Source organism: Exiguobacterium sp. 17-1 (genome assembly GCF_023096305.1).
Classification (GTDB): domain Bacteria; phylum Bacillota; class Bacilli; order Exiguobacteriales; family Exiguobacteriaceae; genus Exiguobacterium_A; species Exiguobacterium_A sibiricum_A.
In genome coordinates this window covers 88,427-107,548 of the sequence record NZ_JALIGJ010000001.1, presented here as the reverse complement: position 1 = coordinate 107,548, position 19,122 = coordinate 88,427, and the positions used below count along the sequence as shown (strand labels likewise).

Genomic DNA, 19,122 nt, shown 5'->3' with positions numbered 1-19,122 from the left:
TTTGGTGCGAAAACAAAAGTCGAAGCAGTATCCTCTTTTAATTGATTTCTTGAATCTGACCATCTTCCATCCGTAATACGCGGTCACAATAGGATAACATCCGTTCATCATGGGTGATGACGATGACGGTCTTCCCGTACTCATGTGCTTGCTTGCGTAACAGTTCCATTACTTGTTGCGCGTTCGTATAATCAAGGCTCGCCGTCGGTTCATCCGCTAAGACGAGACGCGGATCGTTGACGAGGGCGCGGGCAATTGCCACCCGTTGCCGTTCCCCACCCGATAAGGCGTGCGGTAAGTGATCTCGTCTGTCACGCAAGCCGAAGACCTCCAACTGGGCAGCAGCATCAATTGTTCGTCCTGCTTCTTCCGCCACGAGCTCCAGTTGTTCCGCTGCCGTCAAAAACGGAACGAGGTGTGACTCTTGGAAGATGAAGCCGATTTCTTCGAGTCGCATCTGACGTCGTCCTTCGTCCGATGTATCACTGAGCGGACTTCCATCGAACTGAATCACACCACTTGAAGGCGTCTGCAGTAGACCAAGCAATTGAAGTAACGTACTTTTTCCACTCCCACTCGGTCCGACGAGGGCAATCAGCTCACCTGTATCAGCTTCAAATGAAACATCCTGCAAGACCTTCATCGCTCCATATGTTTGTTCGACCTGTGTCATCTTAATCATCCTGTCATTCCTCCCATCGCATCAGCCGGCTCCAGTTTTTTCAAGGCGCGCAACGGAATCAGACTCCCAAGCATCGCCGTCAACACAATCAACCCACCATATCCGAAACTCGTCATCCATTCAAATCTGAACGGTAGGCTGCCCGGTAAGAGCTGACCAATCGTCCATGTCAAAAGTAAACTGATCAAAAACGAGACTACCGTCAAGAGGAATACTTGTAAGACAAGTCCTTGCCCGATCGTTCGTGTCCGGATTCCAATCGCTTTTAAGATGCCAAGCTGTTTCATCTTCTGCATCGTCAAGATGTAGAAGAAGGCGGTCAAAATCAAGGAACCAATCAAGACGAGCGCAATTCGCATCATTTGGAATGAGTTTTGTTCTGCTGAATAACCCGGTACTTGTTCGACGATTTGTTTTTTCGTATACGTCGCAAGATCCGTCTTGATCGGATCCTGACTGAGGAACGCTGACACATAATTCGTCTTCATCTTGTCCTGCCACGTGTTCCACGTATTTAGTGTCGTCCAAAGAACCGGTGCATGGCTATACCGTCCATCGCTGACCGTCCCGACGATTTCAAACGTCGTCTTTGTCCGGAAATCCGTGATCGTATCACCGACTTTTGTTCCGCTTTGTTTTGCATACTCCGTATCGACCAAGACTTGCCCCGTCTTCAATTCCGACAATTGGCTTGGTCCATATGTCGTATCGGCTGGAGAGGCAAAAACCGTCACATCATCTTTTGTGCCATTCTTTTTCTCAAGGACCATACTTTGGACCCCTAACGCTTCCGTCCCGGACGGCTGATCGGCTTGATCTAAGAACGATCGTGTCAGTTGTCCTTCGGCGTCTTGGCTGAGCGCCATCTGTTCGACCGGTAAGTTCCGGACGACGGCTCCATTGTCATATGCCAGTCCGTCCGCAAGACCGGAAATCATTAAAATCAATAAGACGATCAAGGTCGTCACGATTGCCATCAAGGTGAATCGTTGTTTCATCCGAATTAATTCACGCCACCCCATCTTCATGCTTTATCCCTCCTGCTTGTTCATTACAAGTCTTATCTTAGAGGCTGAAGATGAACGGAACATGAACACGTTAATCGGCTTGTGGAAAATTCAAAATAAACGTCGTCCCGAGCCCGAGTTGGGACTCGATCCGGACCGTCCCACCGAGTTGATGCATCATTTCCTGAACGATTGCGAGCCCGAGACCCGTCCCGCTCGTCCCCCGTGACGCATCGCCTTGATAAAAGCGTTCGAAGGCATGTTCGATCATCTCATCCGTCATCCCTGGTCCTTCGTCACTGATCCGCACCGTGACTGTCTTTTCATTCATCTCGGCTTGGATCGAAATTAACTGTCCGTCTGTCGAGACATGAAGCGCATTCCGGATGAGGTTGTGGAAAATCTGTTCCAGCGCCATCTCGTTTGCGAAAATCATCGTTTTGTGCGGCACGGTCAGGGCGACGGCAATCCCCTGCTCATCCAGTTGATAGCTGAGTGTCTGCAATGTCGCCTGAATCGCCTGACCAAGCTCAATCGGTTGCCGTGTCATCTGTCGTCCTTCGTCGAGTCGGGCGAGCACCAACAATTGCCGTGTCAGTTCCGCCATCCGTGTTGCCTCCTGTTCAATCGTCACAAGCTTCGCCTGGTCTTCCGGTTTCGCTGTCTGTTCGAGTTGTCCGGCATAGCCTTTAATCGTCGTCAGCGGGGATTGGAACTCGTGTGAGACATTCGCGACAAACGTTTTTCGTTCCGCGTCTGATTTCGCGACGGCTTGCGCCATCTCGTCAAACCGACGCGACAGTTCCCCGATTTCATCCTGACCGGTCGTCGCGACTGTGACTGAATAATCTCCCGCCGTCATCTGCTCCGTCGCTTTCGTCAACCGTTTAATCGGACGGACGAGGTAACGGATCGAAAAGACAAGCAGCAGAAAACTGATCAGGACGAGTAACGCGAGAAAGGCACCGACGAACAAATGCAACTCCCGAATCTGCCGGCTTAAATCCGGTCGGATGAAGACGGCGTCCGTTCCCGTATCTGTTTTGAGGGACGCGCCGTACGTATTGATGACTTCATTATCAAATAGACCAAGTAAAAATAAATGAAACGGATAATCCCGCATCCCTTGGTAGACTTGCCCGTCCTGCACAGATTGAATGACATCAAGCGCCAACGTTTCATCACGGAACGGATTGCCGTACCGCTTCACCTGCCCTACTTCCGGGACGACATATATTTGAAAGCCGGTCGCACTGAGCATTTCGTAAAACGAGTCAATCTGTTGGTCACCATGTTGTTCATAATAGGCAAACGACGTCTGAACCGCCTCTTCGACCTTTTTACTATAAGAAGCTTGTAAGACGGTGTAATACAACACATTACTGATTAATAAGGCGATCAAGGCCGATCCCAGCAAGACGAGGCAAACGAGACCAACAATCTTCGTATATAACGATTTCATGACGGGGTCTCCAATCGGTAGCCGAGTCCACGGACGGTCTGGATCTCGATTGCGTCCGTTCCTTCCAGGCGACGGCGCAGTCGTTTGATGTGGACGTCAATCGTTCGATCGTCCCCCATGAAATCAAGTCCCCAGACGTGTTCGATTAATTCTTCCCGACTGAAGACCCGTCCCGGAAAACTGGCTAACTGGTGCAACAAATCAAACTCACGCCGGGGAATCGTTAAGCAGGTCGTCCCGATCGTCAGTTGTTGACTCCGTTTATCGATCGTGAGGTCACCAAACCGTATGACCGGCACGACCGCTTTTTGATAACGCCGCGCGACCGCATGAAGACGAAATACCAATTCTTCCGGATCAAACGGTTTCGTGATGTAATCATCCGCTCCCGCAGTAAAACCATCGCGTTTATCGGTCAGCTCGCCGAGTGCCGTCAGCATCAAAATCGGAATTTCCTGATTCGCCCGCAACAGGGCGCATAATTCAAAGCCACTTCGTCCCGGGACCATCACATCGAGCACTGCGGCTTCAAATACTTGCCCGTCAATCCAACGTGCCGCTTCGTTGCCATCCGCAGTCGCCAGCACACGGTGTCCGTCTGCTTCGAGTGTCTCGCGGACAAGCCGCTGGATGTTCAAATCGTCCTCTACTACTAAAATCTCCACTGTGCTCACTCCTTTCCCGTTCGGTTGATGTCATCAGAAAAACCACCCCGCACTTCTCATCAATCGAAAAGGTAGAGGTGGTCCTGATGCGTCCGAAACTTAACCGCGTTCCGGGTAAAGCGGGAAACGACCTGTCAAGGCCAAGACTTGCTTGTGGGCGCTTGTCAGTGTTTCTGGATCTTCTGGATTTTTCAGAACGAGTTCAATCAGTTCTGCGATTTGTTTCATCTCGGCTTCCTTGAATCCGCGTGATGTCATCGCTGCCGTTCCGATCCGGATACCGCTCGTGACGAACGGACTCGCCGGATCAAACGGAATCGTATTTTTGTTGACCGTGATGCCTGCTTCGTCCAGGGCATGCTCTGCCAGTTTCCCTGTGATCCCAAGTGGTTGGAGATCGACGAGAAGCAGGTGGTTGTCCGTACCGCCAGAGACGATCCGCAGTCCACGTGCTGTCAACTCTTCGCCAAGGACTTTTGCGTTGGCGACGACTTGCCCGATGTAATCCTTGAAGTCAGGTGCTAATGCTTCCGCAAACGCAACGGCTTTCGCTGCGATGACGTGCATGAGCGGTCCGCCTTGGATTCCCGGGAAAATCGATTTATCGATTGCTTTGGCATGTTCTTCCTTACACAGAATCATCCCGCCTCGTGGTCCACGAAGCGTCTTGTGCGTCGTCGTCGTAACGAAGTGCGCATGTTCGACCGGATTCGGATGAAGACCGGCGGCAACGAGTCCCGCGATGTGCGCCATATCGACCATCAGGTAGGCACCGACACTGTCCGCAATTTCACGGAATCGTTTGAAGTCAATCACGCGCGGATAAGCCGATGCTCCCGCAACGATCAGTTTTGGTTTATGTTCTTCTGCAAGCTTCGCGACGACATCGTAATCGATCATCTCTGTTTTTGGATCGACGCCGTACTCGACGAAGTTGTATTGAACACCGGAGAAATTCACAGGACTGCCGTGTGTCAGGTGACCACCATGGGAGAGGTTCATCCCGAGGACCGTGTCGCCTTGATCGAGAATCGTGAAGTAGACGGCCATGTTGGCTTGAGCACCTGAGTGCGGCTGAACATTGACGTGTTCTGCTCCAAAGATGACCTTCGCACGATCACGTGCCAAGTTTTCCGCTAAATCGACGAACTCACAACCGCCGTAATAACGACGACCCGGGTAACCTTCTGCGTATTTGTTCGTCAGCACGCTGCCTTGAGCTTCCATGACCGCTTGTGAGACAAAGTTTTCTGACGCAATCAACTCGATATTATCGCGTTGACGTCCTAGTTCCTTGCGCATAGCCGAAAAGAGTTCCTCATCTTGCTGTTTCAGATACGTTAGTGGTGTTTGTTCCATCTGAATTCCCCCATTCATTTCGATAGACCTATCTTAACACGAATAATCGATAACGGGCACCCTCTAAAAACACATTAAAAAAGCAAGGGGAATGCAACCCCTTGCGCAAATCATTCGTATTTAGCACGTGCGCCACCAATTAGTTTTGGTCGCGTGACGGCTGCCGTCACATGTGCCTCACCGATTTCGCGGTGCGGCAGACGAACCGGAATCGCCACATGTTTCAAGTGCATCCCGATGAACGTGTCTCCGATATCAATCCCGGCATCGGCCTGAATCGCTTCAACGACGACCGGTGCCGAAAAACGTTGATAGGCAACACTCGCCATCGAACCGCCCGCTTCCGGAACCGGAACGACCGTCACGGCTTCGAGTCCGAGACGTTCGACGATTTGCCGTTCCAGCGTCAAAGCACGGTTGATGTGCTCACAGCCTTGAAACGCAAGATCGACTTGGTGCGAACGGCGGAACGTATCAAAGACATCAAATAACGCTTCTGCGACTTCGGGCGAACCCGCTTTACCGATTTGTTTACCGATGACTTCACTCGTTGAACAACCGATGACGAGCAGCTTCCCTTTTAACGGGAAGCGTTCATTCAGTTCCGTCAACGACGCTTCGAGATCTTGTTTGATTTGTTCCAAATCCATTTACTTCACCTCATAATCCGAGATTTTGCAGACACGGTTTTCGTGACGTCCGCCTTCGAATTCCGTCTCAAGCCAGATTTTCGCGATGTCACGCGCAAGACCTGGCCCGATGACACGTTCGCCCATCGTCAAGATATTCGAGTTATTATGCTGACGCGTCGCTTTGGCACTGAACGTATCATGGACGAGTGCCGCGCGGATACCTTTGACTTTGTTCGCAGCGATGCCGATCCCGATGCCGGTCCCGCAAAGTAAAATCCCGCGGTCGAATTCACCGTTCGCGACTGCTTCCGCGACCGGAATCGCGACGTCCGGATAATCGATGGATTCAGCTGAATATGTGCCGAAGTCCGTATAATCCATTCCGAGCTCCTGTAAGAGTTCAGTCAGTTCTGCTTTTAACTTAAAACCACCGTGGTCTGCTCCAATTGCTACTTTCATTGTTACGATTCCCCCGTTTGTTTAGGTTGTTTTTTCGGAAGTTTCCGGTTGTCCGGTGCTTTTCTTCCGTTTCCGTTCTGTGTCAATTTTAACACAAGACGGTTGACGAGGGGTTCGAGTTCATTTCGGACCTGGCGATAGACGTTCATCGATCCGCCGTACGGATCATTGATGTCCCGTTCAAGACCGGTCACATACTCATACAGCGTAAACGTCCGGTCTTTCAGTTCCGGGTACCGTTCGCCGACTTCTTGTTTATGGCTGCGTGTCATCGTCAAGATGATATCCGACCAACGCCCGAGAACGTCGTCAAATACTTGCGTATAATGTTCAAGTTCAATGCCGCGCTCACGTAAGACCTGCAATGCGTTTTCAGAAGCATCGAACCCTTGCATCGAACGCAGACCGGCGGAACGGACATCAAATTCTTGATCGGCCACTTTTGAGCGTAATAATGCCATCGCCATCGGGCTGCGGCATGTGTTTCCTGTACAGATAAACAATACACGACGTGTGCTCATCTCAGTATCCTCCTTCTTTACGGGCGAATGATCCGACCACCTGCTGCCTTGTGGAGCCGATTTCGGACTGCTAGCCCAACCCCTTCTTCTGATAGGTCCCGTACAAAAATCTGATCTACTGTCGTCTGATCAAATCGCCGTAAACAATCGTAAAGACGTTGCGCAGCTGTTTCCATCGTCGTTCCGAGGAAACAACGGACATCGGCTTCGATGTCTTCTCCGTCAAAAAGAATGACGCCTGTCTTTTGTCCAGTTTGGCGTGCTTCATCGATGAGTTGTTGCAGGAATGAGAGGTCACCCGCTACAACGGATAAAGTGGCTTCCGGTGCATAGTGCGTGTACTTCATACCTGGTGCCTTCGGTGTCTGGTCCTTCATCGATAAGGCAGGATCAAGTGCCGTGTCCCCGATGATCGATTCGATCTGTTCCCGCGTCACGCCACCCGGTCGTAAAATCACCGGTGGATTCACGGTACAGTCGATGACCGTCGATTCGACACCGATTCCGGTCTCCCCGCCATCGACGATTGCGGCGATGCGGCCCGAGAGGTCATGTGCGACGTGCGCAGATGACGTCGGTGAGGGTTTTCCGGAACGGTTGGCACTTGGTGCAGCAAGACCCAGCCCGGTCGCTTCGATCAACTGAAGCGCCAGCGGATGGTCCGGCATCCGTAATCCGATCGTATCCAGTCCTGCGGTGACGAGTGAGGATGCACGTCCGTTTGATTCTAAAATGATCGTTAAGGCACCCGGCCAAAACGTATCCATCAATTGCGCCGCGACATCCGGAATATGAGTGACGAACTGCTTTGCCTGTTCGACGGATGCGACATGGACAATCAACGGATTGTCGGAAGGTCGACCCTTCGCGGCGAAAATTCGCCGAACGGCCGTTTCGCTCATCGCATCCCCTGCGAGACCATAAACGGTCTCTGTTGGAATCGCGACGACTTCACCTTCCTGTAATAGTCGTACCGCTTCATTTAATGTCTCCTGCTGAATCATTTCCGTCTTCACTCTGGACAATCCTTTCGTTCCGCATACACGATACGGTCTTTACCGTTTATATCTTTTAAAATACCCGTTTCTACAGTTGGATAACGTTTTTTTAACATCATTTGCACTTCATCGCCTTGATTGTGTCCGATTTCAAACGCAATCAACCGAAAATCATCGCGTAAGACACGCGCGCTGTCTTCAATCAGACGGCGGTAGAACACGAGTCCATCTTTCCCGCCAAACAAGGCGAGGTGGGGTTCGTGGTCAAATACGACGTCACTGAGTAATTCATCTTCTTCAATATAAGGTGGATTCGAGACTAACACCCGAACGGAATCATCAGCAAGCGGTGCCAGCAAATCACCTTCCAAAAAGGTGACCTCTCCTCCAAGCGTCTGTTGGTTTTCTTTGGCGACCGCAATCGCCTCCGCCGAAATATCGACTGTCGTGACCGGTTGCCCGAGTTCAAGCGCAAGCGTCAGACAAATCGCTCCGCTGCCGGTCCCGATATCAACGATTTCACCCGGTTGGAACGTTTCGCCCTGCAGGCGTCCCGTCACGAATTCAATCAATTCCTCCGTCTCCGGTCGTGGAATGAGCACGGCCGGGGAAACACGGAAATCCCGTCCATAAAACGGCTGGTAGCCGATCAAATGTTGCACTGGAACACCATTTAAATGCGCCAATAAATATTCACTGAACAACAGGTCCTGTTCCGGTTCGAGTTCGTCCGACAAGCGGATCAACAATCCGGTCCGGTCGACCTGTAAAACGTGCATAAGTAACCATTCGGCACTCGAGGCCTCGCGTCCTGCCGTCACGAGCATCGTTTGTGCCTGATTCAGACGTTTTGCGATTCGCATCAGTTCGCCGCCTCCGATGCCCGGGCCTGATACTCCATGACAAGCGTATCGATGACTTCATCCATCTCACCTTGGAGAATCCGGTCAAGTTTTTGAATCGTCAAACCAATCCGGTGATCGGTGACACGGTTTTGGGCGAAATTATACGTCCGGATCCGTTCTGACCGGTCACCCGTCCCGACCGCCGATTTCCGTTTTTCATCATACTCGGCCTGCTGCTCGCGTTGAATCTTGTCGTAAACACGTGCCCGAAGAACCTTCATCGCTTTTTCTTTATTTTTAATCTGTGACTTTTCATCCTGACAGCTGGCGACGATGCCCGTCGGTACGTGCGTGACCCGGACTGCCGACTGGGTCGTGTTGACTGACTGGCCGCCCGGACCGCTCGACGTGAACGTATCGACGCGGACATCTTTGTCGTGAATCTCGACTTCGACATCTTCTGCTTCCGGTAAGACAGCAACCGTTGCGGTCGATGTATGAATCCGTCCGCCTGACTCTGTCGACGGGACACGCTGGACACGGTGGGCACCGTTTTCGTATTTTAATTTCGAATACGCCCCGCTGCCTTTGACGATGAAGATGATTTCCTTGTATCCGCCAAGCTCCGTATAACTGGCATCGATGATTTCAATCTTCCAGTTCTGTTTTTCGGCGAACTTCGAATACATCTTAAAGAGGTCACCTGCAAATAACGCCGCTTCATCGCCGCCTGCCGCACCGCGGATTTCGACGATGACGTTTTTATCGTCGTTCGGATCTTTCGGCAGGAGAAGAGCTTTCAGCTTCGTCTCGAGTTCCTTGATTTCCGGCTCAAGTACGGCGACTTCCTCTTTTGCGAGATCGCGCATCTCCGGGTCCGTCAACATATGACGTGCCTCCTTGTAGGCTTCCATCTTATCGCGGTAGACGCGGTAGACTTCGACGGTCGGTGCGAGTTGCGACTGTTCCTTCGACACCTCACGCAATTGATTCGTATCTTTGATGATGGCGGGGTCCGCCAACAGGTCATTTAATTTTTCATAACGGTCTTCCAAGGCACTTAATCGCTCTAACATTTTCGGTCATCCTTCCTGATGATTCTTCTGTCGTCAGTATAGCAAATATTTAAAGTCACGTTACGTCGTAGAAACATTTCTTCCTTTTAAAAATGTTTCCGCTCACTCCTTTTTCGTCCACTTGACGTCCTGGATGGAATTTCCTATAATTAGTGTACTAATTGAATTAATACACTTAAGGAGGTAATCGAATGTTTACGGTTGATCCTAAAAGTTCGTTGCCGATCTACGAGCAACTGGTCGCCCAAATCATCCGTGCGATTGCCCGCGGACTGCTCCGGTCCGGCGAACAGATGCCGTCCGTCCGCGAACTGGCGAGCACGTTACTCGTCAATCCGAATACCGTTTCCCGTGCCTATCAGGAACTCGAGAGCCGTAATTTCATCGTCACGATGCGCGGCAAAGGTTCCTTTATTTCGGATTTACCGATCGAACAGGTCAAACAGGCTGCGATTCAACCGCATGTGCAGACACTTTGCGCCGTAGCCGATGAATTATCGATATCCAACGCAGATCTTTATCAACTACTTATCCATACAAGGGAGGATTCATCATGTTGACCGTGTCTCACCTGACCAAACAGATTGATTCCAAAATGATTTACGAAAACGCCTCATTCACGTTACCTGCCGGGACGATTACAGCACTGATCGGACGAAACGGCGCCGGTAAGACGACGTTACTGAAGACACTCGTCGGAGCACTGGAACCGTCCCGCGGAAAAGTCGAATGGAACCAACAATCAATCCATCACGTTCCATCAGCCCGGCAGCATCTGTTTTTAGTTCCGGATTCCGTCGGCGTCTATCGCCAGATGACACTGGGGGAATTAATCGGCTTTTACAATGCGTTTTATCCGAATTTTGAGCGGACTTTCATTGAAAACTATTGCCGTTCGTTGAATCTTGATCGTGGACGCCGCGTCACATCGCTCTCGAAAGGTCAGGCCCAGCTGTTTTTACTGCAACTGGCTTTCGCGACGAATGCACCGGTCCTGTTACTCGATGAACCGACGGACGGACTCGACCGGATCAACAAACGAAATTACTTAAAACAACTCGTGACGCTGCTTGCTGAACGTCAAACCGCTGTCTTGATTGCGTCTCATCAATTAGAAGAACTTGATTCACTGGCCGACCGGATCATGACGATCGAACAACATCTCGTCAAAGAACCGCAAACACTCGAAGATGCAAAATCCAGCATGCAAAAATGGCAGCTCGCCTACGAGACAGTCCCGGATTTCCAACATCATGACGTCCACGTCTTATCGCAGACCGGTCGGGTCGTGACGCTGATCGTCCGCTCGGAAGCTGGTGCTGCTTACGTCGACAAGACGGATCCGTTACTGAAAGATGCATTACCTGTCCAACTCGAAGATTACTTTTTAGGAACGTTCGGAGGCGATCAACATGTATAAACAACTGATCCGTTATCATATCAAGCAAGGCATCTGGCCACTCGCATCCCTTTTCCTGCTCGCCGTCTTCAGTTATGGGTTCGGCAGTTATACGGTCATCGACAACTTCGGTACATACGGCGGCGCAGAAACCGAAATCATCCAGTCTGTCCTCGTCAGTCCGAGTTTTGCCGGATTCGGTGCGATTTTGATGGCTGTCTTCGCGATTTTAATCCTCGGAAAAGAGCGGGGGAGCGGTCGGAGTTTAATGCTCCATGCTTTGCCGGTCAATAAAAAAACGCTTTACTGGATCAAGTGGGGTCTTGGTGTCGCAATCTTGCTGATTCTGCCAATCATCGGTTTCTTCGTCAGCTGGCTGATCTTACAAGGAATCGGTGGCATCAATCCTTTCGATTATGTCAGCCCTTCTGATCTGGCACTCGATTTTGTCTCTTATTTCGTCTTCGATCTCGTCGTCTTCAGTATCTTTTTGCTCACGGGAACGATTGCCGGTGACGTCATTGGTCAATTGTTACTCGGACTGTTCTTCCTGTTCTTAAACTATCTGACCTTTTTTGCAATCGTCGCCATCACGACGCTCGGATTTGGTCTGGCCGAAGAGACGGATTCGTCGTTCGATTTCCTGACGACGACGGCTTCCTCGTTCACCTTATTGTTCCAAGGCGAACAGTTAATCAGCGCTCTCGTGTTCAATCTGGTGTTGCTTGTCATCTTAATCAGTTGCGGTAGCCTGCTTTATGTCCGAAGCGAAAATGAACGGCTCGGCCGTTTTACGGTTTTTCCGAAAGTTCATCCGCTGTTAATCATCGTCTTCTCTGTCTATACCACCATTTTACTGGCTGCCGTCATCGGCGTGATTTCGTCTGAAAATCAATTTTTATACTGGCTCGCCGTTGCGATTCTCGCTTGGCCTGCTTTCAGTTCGTATCGCCGGATGATTGGGTGGAAACGTTGATTCCGTGCTACACTATCCCCAACACTTTGGATAAAGGACGGAAACGATCATGCCAAAATATCTTCAGATTTATCAACAATTGGTCGACCACATTCAGGACGGAACGTTACCGGCCGAAACCAAACTCCCTTCCGAAACGGAATTAATGCAGGAGTTCGGGGCCAGTCGCGGAACGGTCCGCAAAGCAATCGATGCGTTACAGGACAAGGGCTTCGTCCGCAAACACCAGGGAAAAGGTGTTTTCGTACTCAGTCAGGATGCGATTGCCTTTCAATTCAACGGTATCGTCAGCTTTTCTGAAGCCCACCGGCAAATGGGCGAACATGACGTCCAAACCGATGTCATCTCCTGTGAGCTGATTGAAGCGACCGAGGAACTTGCTCACTTGTTCCATGTCACACCCGGTACGTCACTCACACGGGTCAAACGCGTCCGGTCGATTGACGGCGAACGGGTCATCTTTGATATCAACCTGTTCGTGACGTCCCTCGTCCCCGGTTTAACGAGAGAAATTGCCGGCGCGTCGATCTATGCGTACATCGAACAGACACTCGGACGGCAGATCAGTTATGCCAAACGAAAAATCGAGGCGCAACCCGCGACGGCAGAAGATCAACAGCACCTGGATTTAGAAGGCACCTCTCATGTCATCGTCATCACGAATGATACGTATTATTACGAAGGACAGCATTTTGAACGGACGCAGTCGCGGCACCGGCTCGATAAGTTTCAGTTTACGGATATTGCTCGACGCTAAGGACTCTAAACTCAGAGTCCTTTTTTGTTTTTTTTTCAGGAATCGTTCATTCTTCCATTTGAATGTTATATTATAAAAATGTAAACCAAATTTTAGGTTTCTTTTTATATTTTTTAACTGGAGGTTTTGCCATTGCCATTTAAGAAAGGATTACAGACCCTACTAAAACGTAGTCAGGACGTATCCACCATTGATGAACATTTCATGGAAAACCATCCGGATGCGATTTATACACTCGACATATTAGGACGCGTTACACGTCTAAATGATAAAACCTCTTCCCTGCTCGGTTATACCAGACGTGATTTAATGAATCATTTCAGTTTTTTCATTCATCCGGAGGATCAAGGGCCAACACTTCAACAGTTCCAGAAAGTCATGTCCGGGAGCAGCCAAACCTATACCATACGTGTCCGTCACGCGAACGGACAGTATCTTGAGATGCAAATCGTCAACATCCCGATTTTTTCAAACGACTTGATTGTCGGGGCCTATGGAATCATTCGTGACTTGACGACAAGCCGCGTCATAAAACAACAGATGGATGCGATTCAGTTCGATCAACAATTGGTCGAAACGCTTCCCGGTATCGCCATTGCCGCTTTTAATGAAGACGGCTGTTTGTTACGTGCGTCCGATTCGTTCGCCGAACTGTTTAGTGTTTCACCGGACCAGATTAAGACGTTGTCCAAACAGGAACTGTTTCAACGGATCGATCCTGCACATCAGCAGGAATTCCGGGAATTTCTCGATTTGCTGAAAGCCAACCGTCTTATTCCTTCGCTCGATATCGAAACCCGTGTCATCCATGCGCAACACGGATTTCAGGATGTCTTTTGTCGGTGCGCCTTCCGCCGGACCGGTGCGAACGAACAGGCGGAGCTGACATGCGTCATCTATAACTTGTCCGAACATAAGTCGCTGGATAAACAACTTCATGATGAAAAGGAAAAGTTACTGACGTTCCAACAAGTCTCGACCAGTGCCATCTACCGTTACGATTTTACGGAAAAGACAATCATTTTCCATACACGCGGCTTTGAGAAGATTTTTTCCGGCATCCTTCACCACTATGAAGCCACGGAAGGAATCTGGGAAACGGATTTGATTTTGGAAGAAGACCGTTCGAAAGTTGAAGCGAGTCACCAGCGTATCCTCGCCAACCATGAAATCGAACTTTCATACCGGATCCAACACGACGGAATATTGTATTGGGTATTAGAAAACCGGACGCCGATCTGCAACACAGACGGTATCGTCTCCGCCTTTCAAAGTGTCATTCAAGACATCACCCAGTTAAAACAGCAGGAAGAGAAAATCTTTCAGCTGGCCATGCATGACCGCGTGACCGGTCTGCCGAACCGGACGCTCGTCCTCGAGAAAATCGCGCAATGGATCAAGACGTATCCGACGTTCAGTGTCCTGACGGTAAGTTACAATACGCTCCAGGACATCAATCATGATTTCGGTTATGCGATCGGCGATAAATGGCTGTCGAAAACGGCGACCCAACTCTTACACCAACTTCCAGGCGCTTCTTACTTCGGTCATCTGTACGGTGACGAATACATCGTCCTGTTCCCGAACGTCGTCTCGGAATGTTCGATCAACAAAATCTGCGAACAATTGCTTGAGCTATCCAAACAAAAAATCGTCATCGATTCTTACGAATGGTATCCGGCCATCGGAATCGGTGTAAGCCGGTTCCCGGAAGATGCCGATTCGGCGGAAGAACTTGTCAAGGCGGCGAGCATCGCTCTCGGACGAGCCCGTGTCAATGACTACAGCGTCTATTCGTCGACCTTCAATATCGAGACATACCGGCGCCATGAGCTTCAAAAAAGTATTCGGACCGCTATCCGACGCAACGAACTGTTTCTCGAATACCAGCCAAAGGTCAATGCCTGGTCCGGAACAATCGTCGGAGCGGAAGCCCTGATTCGTTGGCAGCATCCGGACTGGGGACGGATTCCGCCAAACGACTTCATCCCTTTGTCTGAAGAAAGTGAGATGCATATCCTGATTGCCGACTGGGTGCTCGAAGAAACATGCCGGAACATCAATCAATGGATTCTTGCCGACTTACCGATTGTTCCGATTTCGATCAATGTCTCTCCGAAACGATTGATCCATGGAAACTTTGCCGAGACCTGCCAAGAGACACTCCAACGCTTCGGTGTTTCCCCAAGCATGCTTGAAATCGAAATTCTCGAGACCGATGTCTTGTTTGATAACAGTAAAATCCAACAGTCGCTTCAAATGCTGAGTCAAATGGGGATCAAGATTGCCTTAGATGATTTCGGAAAGGGGTATTCCTCGATTTCTTATCTACAACAGTATCCGATTGATACGATTAAGATTGACCGGCAGTTCGCGACGACATTGGTCCAGGATAAAAAAACACAATCCGTTGTCCGGAGTATCCTCTTCATGGCCAAGGAATTTGGCATGGGTGTCGTCGCAGAAGGTGTCGAGACGATGGGGCAACTCCATTTCCTAAGAGGACTGGAATGTACGACCATCCAAGGGTACTTATTCAGTAAACCGTTACCAAAAGTACATTTTGAACGCGCGATGCGAGAACGACAGATTGCCGCGACGGAAGCGATGACTGCTCCGACCAGCAAACGGACGATTGATGCCTCGATTACGATTCAACGGCTAAATGGACAGGATATCCACGTTGGTCGAACAAACATCACGGTCTCCAAAGGAACGATGCATGGTGTTTCCTTCTATTCACCGCTGCATTTGCCTGTTCATGAAGGGATCGAACTCGTCTTGATTTTGAATCAGCAGTCGATTCCAGTCCGACCGCTCCAGGCGATTGAACTGGATAATGGTCTGATCGAATATGAATGCCAGTACTTGGACGTGAAGCAGTCCCATCTCGTCTTTGAGGCGTTGCAATCTTCCTGAAAAAATAAGTCGGATTCTAACATAATCGGTTCTTCTTGAAGACCAGCTTCCGGGCTGGTCTTTTTTTATAATTAGAGCGGCCTCAAACTTATCTATATAAGTTGTTGACTTAACTTATATAGATAAGTTAAGATGAGTGTGCGCATATAAGAAAACGTTTTCATTTCAAATGAGTCCTCAGTTTAATCCATAAAGGAGAATGTGAGATGAAACCCAACTACCGGCAAATTGCAGAACAGATCATCGAACGAATCGGTGGTAAAGACAACGTTGAGCAGGCAGCCCATTGTGTCACCCGCCTCCGCTTGACCTTAAAAGATCAAAGTCTGGTTGAGCAGGAAGCATTGCTCGAAGTCCCGCTCGTCAAAGGAGCTTTCCTCAATGCGGGTGTCTATCAAATCGTAATCGGCGCAGGTGACGTCGACCGTGTGTACGCCGAGTTCATTCAATTGACCGGCTTACAAGCAACGACGATCGCCGACGTTAAATCGTCCGGCGCCTCCAAGATGAATCCGTTCCAAAAATTGATTAAAATCTTTTCCGATGTCTTCATGCCAATCATCCCGGCCATTATCGTCGCCGGACTGTTAATGGGAATCAACAATCTGTTCGGCATCGAGTTTGGCGGCAAGACGATGATCGAACGGTATCCGAACCTGCAAGGCTTATGGGATTTGATCAACATGATGGCTAACACGGCCTTCGTCTTCCTGCCGGCACTGGTCGGCTGGTCCGCCACGAAACGCTTTGGTGGCAGTGAAATCCTCGGAATCGTCATGGGTCTGATGCTCGTGCACCCGGATCTTCTGAATGCTTGGAATTACGGTCAAAGTGCACTAAAAGGGGATATTCCGACATTCAATATCCTCGGCTTATTTGAAATTGAAAAAGTCGGCTATCAGGGACAGATTTTACCGGTCCTCGCGGCCGCTTACGTCTTAAGTACAATCGAACGGTGGCTCAAAGATCGTGTCCCGAATGCGATTCAGTTGCTGGTCGTCCCGATTACAACGATTACCTTAACCGGTTTTCTGGCACTTGCCGTCATCGGACCGGTCACCCGTCAAATCGGGGACTGGATTACAATCGGCGTCGTCAATACGTTTGAAGCCGTTCCCTTACTCGGCGCGTTACTTTTTGGTGCCCTTTATGCCCCACTTGTCATCACAGGGATGCACCATATGTTCATCGCTGTCGACTTACAATTGATCGGACAAAGCGGGACGACATTCATCTGGCCGATGATTGCGATTTCAAACATCGCCCAAGGATCAGCGACACTTGCGATGCTGTTCCTCGCGAAAAACGTCAATGATAAAAACATGGCATCAACTTCCGCCATCTCGGCTTACTTCGGCATCACCGAACCCGCCATGTTCGGCGTCAATCTCCGGTTCAAGTATCCGTTTTACGCGGCACTGGTCGGATCTGCGATTGCGTCTTCCTTCATCGCGGTCAGCGGTGTGCTCGCACCGGCGATTGGTGTCGGCGGTCTTCCGGCATTCATCTCGATTGTTCCGGGATCGATTCTGTCGTTCATCATCGGAATGGTTATCGCAATTATCGTTCCGATTGTCTGTACGTTCCTGTTCCATTATGTCTCAACGAAACGCGCCCGGAAAGCGGCACTCAAAGAGGCCGCATAACCGTTTTTAGAAAGGTGTGACCTGATATGAACCTTATTACAACCGACTGGCGTAAATCCGCCGTCTATCAAATCTATCCGAAAAGTTTTTACAGTCCGGAAGGCAAACCGACCGGTACGCTCCGCGGTGTGACGGCGAAACTCGATTACCTGGCTGACCTCGGCGTCGATTACCTCTGGCTGACACCAGTTTATGCGTCCCCGCAACGCGATAACGGCTATGACGTCAGTGACTATTACGCGATTGATCCGTCCTACGGCACGATGGCAGACTTTGACGAATTGATTGCGGAAGCGGATAAACGCCAGTTATCCGTCATGATGGATATCGTCGTCAATCACTGTTCGACGGACCATGACTGGTTTCAGCAGGGACGACATCCGGACAGCCCCTACCACAACTACTTCATCTGGCGGGACGAACCAACGGATTGGGTATCGAAATTCGGAGGTCCTGCCTGGTCGTTTGACGACATCGCCGGTAAGTACTATCTGCACCTGTTCGACGAGACGCAGGCCGATCTCAACTGGGAAAATCCGGCGCTTCGGGAAGCCGTCTATCGGATGATGTGCTTTTGGCGCGATAAAGGGGTCCGTGGTTTCCGGCTCGATGTCATCAACTTGATTTCAAAAGATGACAGCTTTGCGAATGACCCGACCGGTGACGGACGGAAACACTACACGGACGGTCCACGTGTCCATGACTACCTGCAGGAAATGAACCAACGTGTCTTTGCCGGTCACGACTTGATGACCGTCGGTGAAATGTCGTCGACGACACTCGATCATTGCCTCCGTTACTCGAGTACAAATGAACAGGAGTTGAAGATGACGTTCAACTTCCATCATCTAAAAGTCGATTATCCGAACGGAGAGAAATGGACGGCGGCGCCGTTCGATTTCCTGGAGCTGAAACGGATTATCTCCGACTGGCAGGTCGGGATGCAGGGAAATGCCTGGAATGCGATTTTCTGGTGTAACCATGACCAACCCCGTGTCGTCAGCCGGTTTGGTGACGATACGGTTTACCGGGTAGAAAGTGCGAAGATGCTTGCGACGACATTACATGGATTGCAAGGAACACCGTACATCTATCAAGGGGAAGAGATCGGAACACCGAATCCGGACTTCACGGACCTGACCGATTACCGGGATGTCGAGACGCTGAATGCCTACACCGAAAAGATGGCGCTCGGTCAAACGGAAGCTGACATTTTGGCAGCCGTCCGTCAGAAATCCCGCGATAATGCCCGGACTCCGATGCAGTGGGATGCTTCACCGCACGCCGGTTTCTCGACAGCAACACCGTGGATTCCGGTTCCTGAAAACCATACCTCAATCAATGTCGAAGCGGCGCTCGCCGACCCGGACTCTGTTTTCTATCATTACAAGAAGCTGATTCATCTGCGCAAACAGTATGATGTCTTGACGAACGGAAGTTACCGGCTTCTCACACCTGACGATCTCTCGCTTTGGGCGTACGAACGGACGAACGACGACGAACAGGTTCTCGTTCTGTCGAACTTTTACGGCACGACAATTTCGTTCACGTTACCGAACGAGTGGCTTGATCATCAGGTGTTGATTCAGAACTATCCGGATGTCTTAATGACGTCAGGGCACATCACATTACGCCCTTACGAATCCATCATGCTGTATCAAACGACTTAAACAAAGAAATCCCGCACTCTCTATATGAGAATGCGGGATTTTTTGCAAC

Annotated in this window: 18 protein-coding genes; 7 read left to right on the top strand and 11 right to left on the bottom strand. The window is 50.2% G+C overall.

The features are described from left to right. Positions 1-37: 37 nt before the first annotated feature. The 11 genes from MUN34_RS00565 to prfA form a co-directional block, all read right to left on the bottom strand. Positions 38-682 (bottom strand): ABC transporter ATP-binding protein, encoded by a 645-nt coding sequence (locus tag MUN34_RS00565; RefSeq protein ID WP_026827343.1) that lies wholly within the window; start codon positions 680-682, stop codon positions 38-40. Next, positions 679-1,710, bottom strand: a complete 1,032-nt coding sequence (locus MUN34_RS00560; RefSeq protein ID WP_026827342.1) for an ABC transporter permease — start codon at positions 1,708-1,710, stop codon at positions 679-681. Before MUN34_RS00560 ends, MUN34_RS00565 begins: the two co-directional genes overlap by 4 nt. A gap of 70 nt (positions 1,711-1,780) precedes the next feature. After that, positions 1,781-3,151: a HAMP domain-containing sensor histidine kinase gene (locus MUN34_RS00555; protein WP_026827341.1), complete on the bottom strand. Its 1,371-nt coding sequence runs from the start codon at positions 3,149-3,151 to the stop codon at positions 1,781-1,783. Next, positions 3,148-3,816: a response regulator transcription factor gene (locus tag MUN34_RS00550; protein WP_247856587.1), complete on the bottom strand. Its 669-nt coding sequence runs from the start codon at positions 3,814-3,816 to the stop codon at positions 3,148-3,150. Before MUN34_RS00550 ends, MUN34_RS00555 begins: the two co-directional genes overlap by 4 nt. A gap of 99 nt (positions 3,817-3,915) precedes the next feature. Further along, complete coding sequence (locus MUN34_RS00545; protein WP_247856586.1) at positions 3,916-5,175, bottom strand: serine hydroxymethyltransferase; 1,260 nt, start codon at positions 5,173-5,175, stop codon at positions 3,916-3,918. A gap of 110 nt (positions 5,176-5,285) precedes the next feature. Continuing rightward, entirely contained in the window at positions 5,286-5,825 is a 540-nt protein-coding gene (locus MUN34_RS00540) for a TIGR01440 family protein (protein ID WP_012371558.1), read from the bottom strand. Further along, a complete protein-coding gene (gene rpiB / locus MUN34_RS00535; protein ID WP_247856585.1) occupies positions 5,826-6,266 on the bottom strand; it encodes a ribose 5-phosphate isomerase B in 441 nt (146 codons plus the stop codon). It abuts the gene before it with no gap. 2 nt (positions 6,267-6,268) lie between these two features. Then, positions 6,269-6,787, bottom strand: a complete 519-nt coding sequence (locus tag MUN34_RS00530) for a low molecular weight protein arginine phosphatase (protein WP_026827337.1) — start codon at positions 6,785-6,787, stop codon at positions 6,269-6,271. 17 nt (positions 6,788-6,804) lie between these two features. Then, positions 6,805-7,803, bottom strand: coding sequence for an L-threonylcarbamoyladenylate synthase (locus MUN34_RS00525; RefSeq protein ID WP_247856584.1), 999 nt, complete (start codon positions 7,801-7,803; stop codon positions 6,805-6,807). Next, complete coding sequence (prmC, locus tag MUN34_RS00520) at positions 7,800-8,648, bottom strand: peptide chain release factor N(5)-glutamine methyltransferase (protein WP_247856583.1); 849 nt, start codon at positions 8,646-8,648, stop codon at positions 7,800-7,802. The genes MUN34_RS00525 and prmC overlap by 4 nt, the downstream gene beginning before the upstream one ends. Beyond that, positions 8,648-9,706 (bottom strand): peptide chain release factor 1, encoded by a 1,059-nt coding sequence (gene prfA, locus MUN34_RS00515; protein WP_247856582.1) that lies wholly within the window; start codon positions 9,704-9,706, stop codon positions 8,648-8,650. Before prfA ends, prmC begins: the two co-directional genes overlap by 1 nt. 191 nt (positions 9,707-9,897) lie before the next feature. Here prfA and MUN34_RS00510 point away from each other — a divergent pair, with 191 nt between their 5' ends. The 7 genes from MUN34_RS00510 to treC all read left to right on the top strand — a co-directional run bounded on the left by MUN34_RS00510 (position 9,898) and on the right by treC (position 19,073). After that, a complete protein-coding gene (locus MUN34_RS00510) occupies positions 9,898-10,266 on the top strand; it encodes a GntR family transcriptional regulator (protein ID WP_026827333.1) in 369 nt (122 codons plus the stop codon). After that, positions 10,260-11,126: an ABC transporter ATP-binding protein gene (locus tag MUN34_RS00505; RefSeq protein WP_247856581.1), complete on the top strand. Its 867-nt coding sequence runs from the start codon at positions 10,260-10,262 to the stop codon at positions 11,124-11,126. The genes MUN34_RS00510 and MUN34_RS00505 overlap by 7 nt, the downstream gene beginning before the upstream one ends. Continuing rightward, positions 11,119-12,081, top strand: coding sequence for a hypothetical protein (locus MUN34_RS00500; protein ID WP_247856580.1), 963 nt, complete (start codon positions 11,119-11,121; stop codon positions 12,079-12,081). Before MUN34_RS00505 ends, MUN34_RS00500 begins: the two co-directional genes overlap by 8 nt. A gap of 46 nt (positions 12,082-12,127) precedes the next feature. Continuing rightward, positions 12,128-12,838, top strand: coding sequence for a trehalose operon repressor (gene treR, locus MUN34_RS00495; protein WP_481804374.1), 711 nt, complete (start codon positions 12,128-12,130; stop codon positions 12,836-12,838). A gap of 132 nt (positions 12,839-12,970) precedes the next feature. Then, positions 12,971-15,757 carry a sensor domain-containing protein gene (locus MUN34_RS00490; protein ID WP_247856578.1) on the top strand — a complete coding sequence of 929 codons (2,787 nt, stop codon included), beginning with the start codon at positions 12,971-12,973 and terminating at the stop codon, positions 15,755-15,757. Positions 15,758-15,963: 206 nt separating this feature from the next. Further along, positions 15,964-17,403 carry a PTS system trehalose-specific EIIBC component gene (gene treP, locus MUN34_RS00485; RefSeq protein WP_247856577.1) on the top strand — a complete coding sequence of 480 codons (1,440 nt, stop codon included), beginning with the start codon at positions 15,964-15,966 and terminating at the stop codon, positions 17,401-17,403. 26 nt (positions 17,404-17,429) lie between these two features. Beyond that, on the top strand, positions 17,430-19,073 hold the full coding sequence (treC, locus tag MUN34_RS00480; protein ID WP_247856576.1) for an alpha,alpha-phosphotrehalase: 1,644 nt from the start codon (positions 17,430-17,432) through the stop codon (positions 19,071-19,073). The last annotated feature ends 49 nt before the right edge of the window (positions 19,074-19,122 follow it).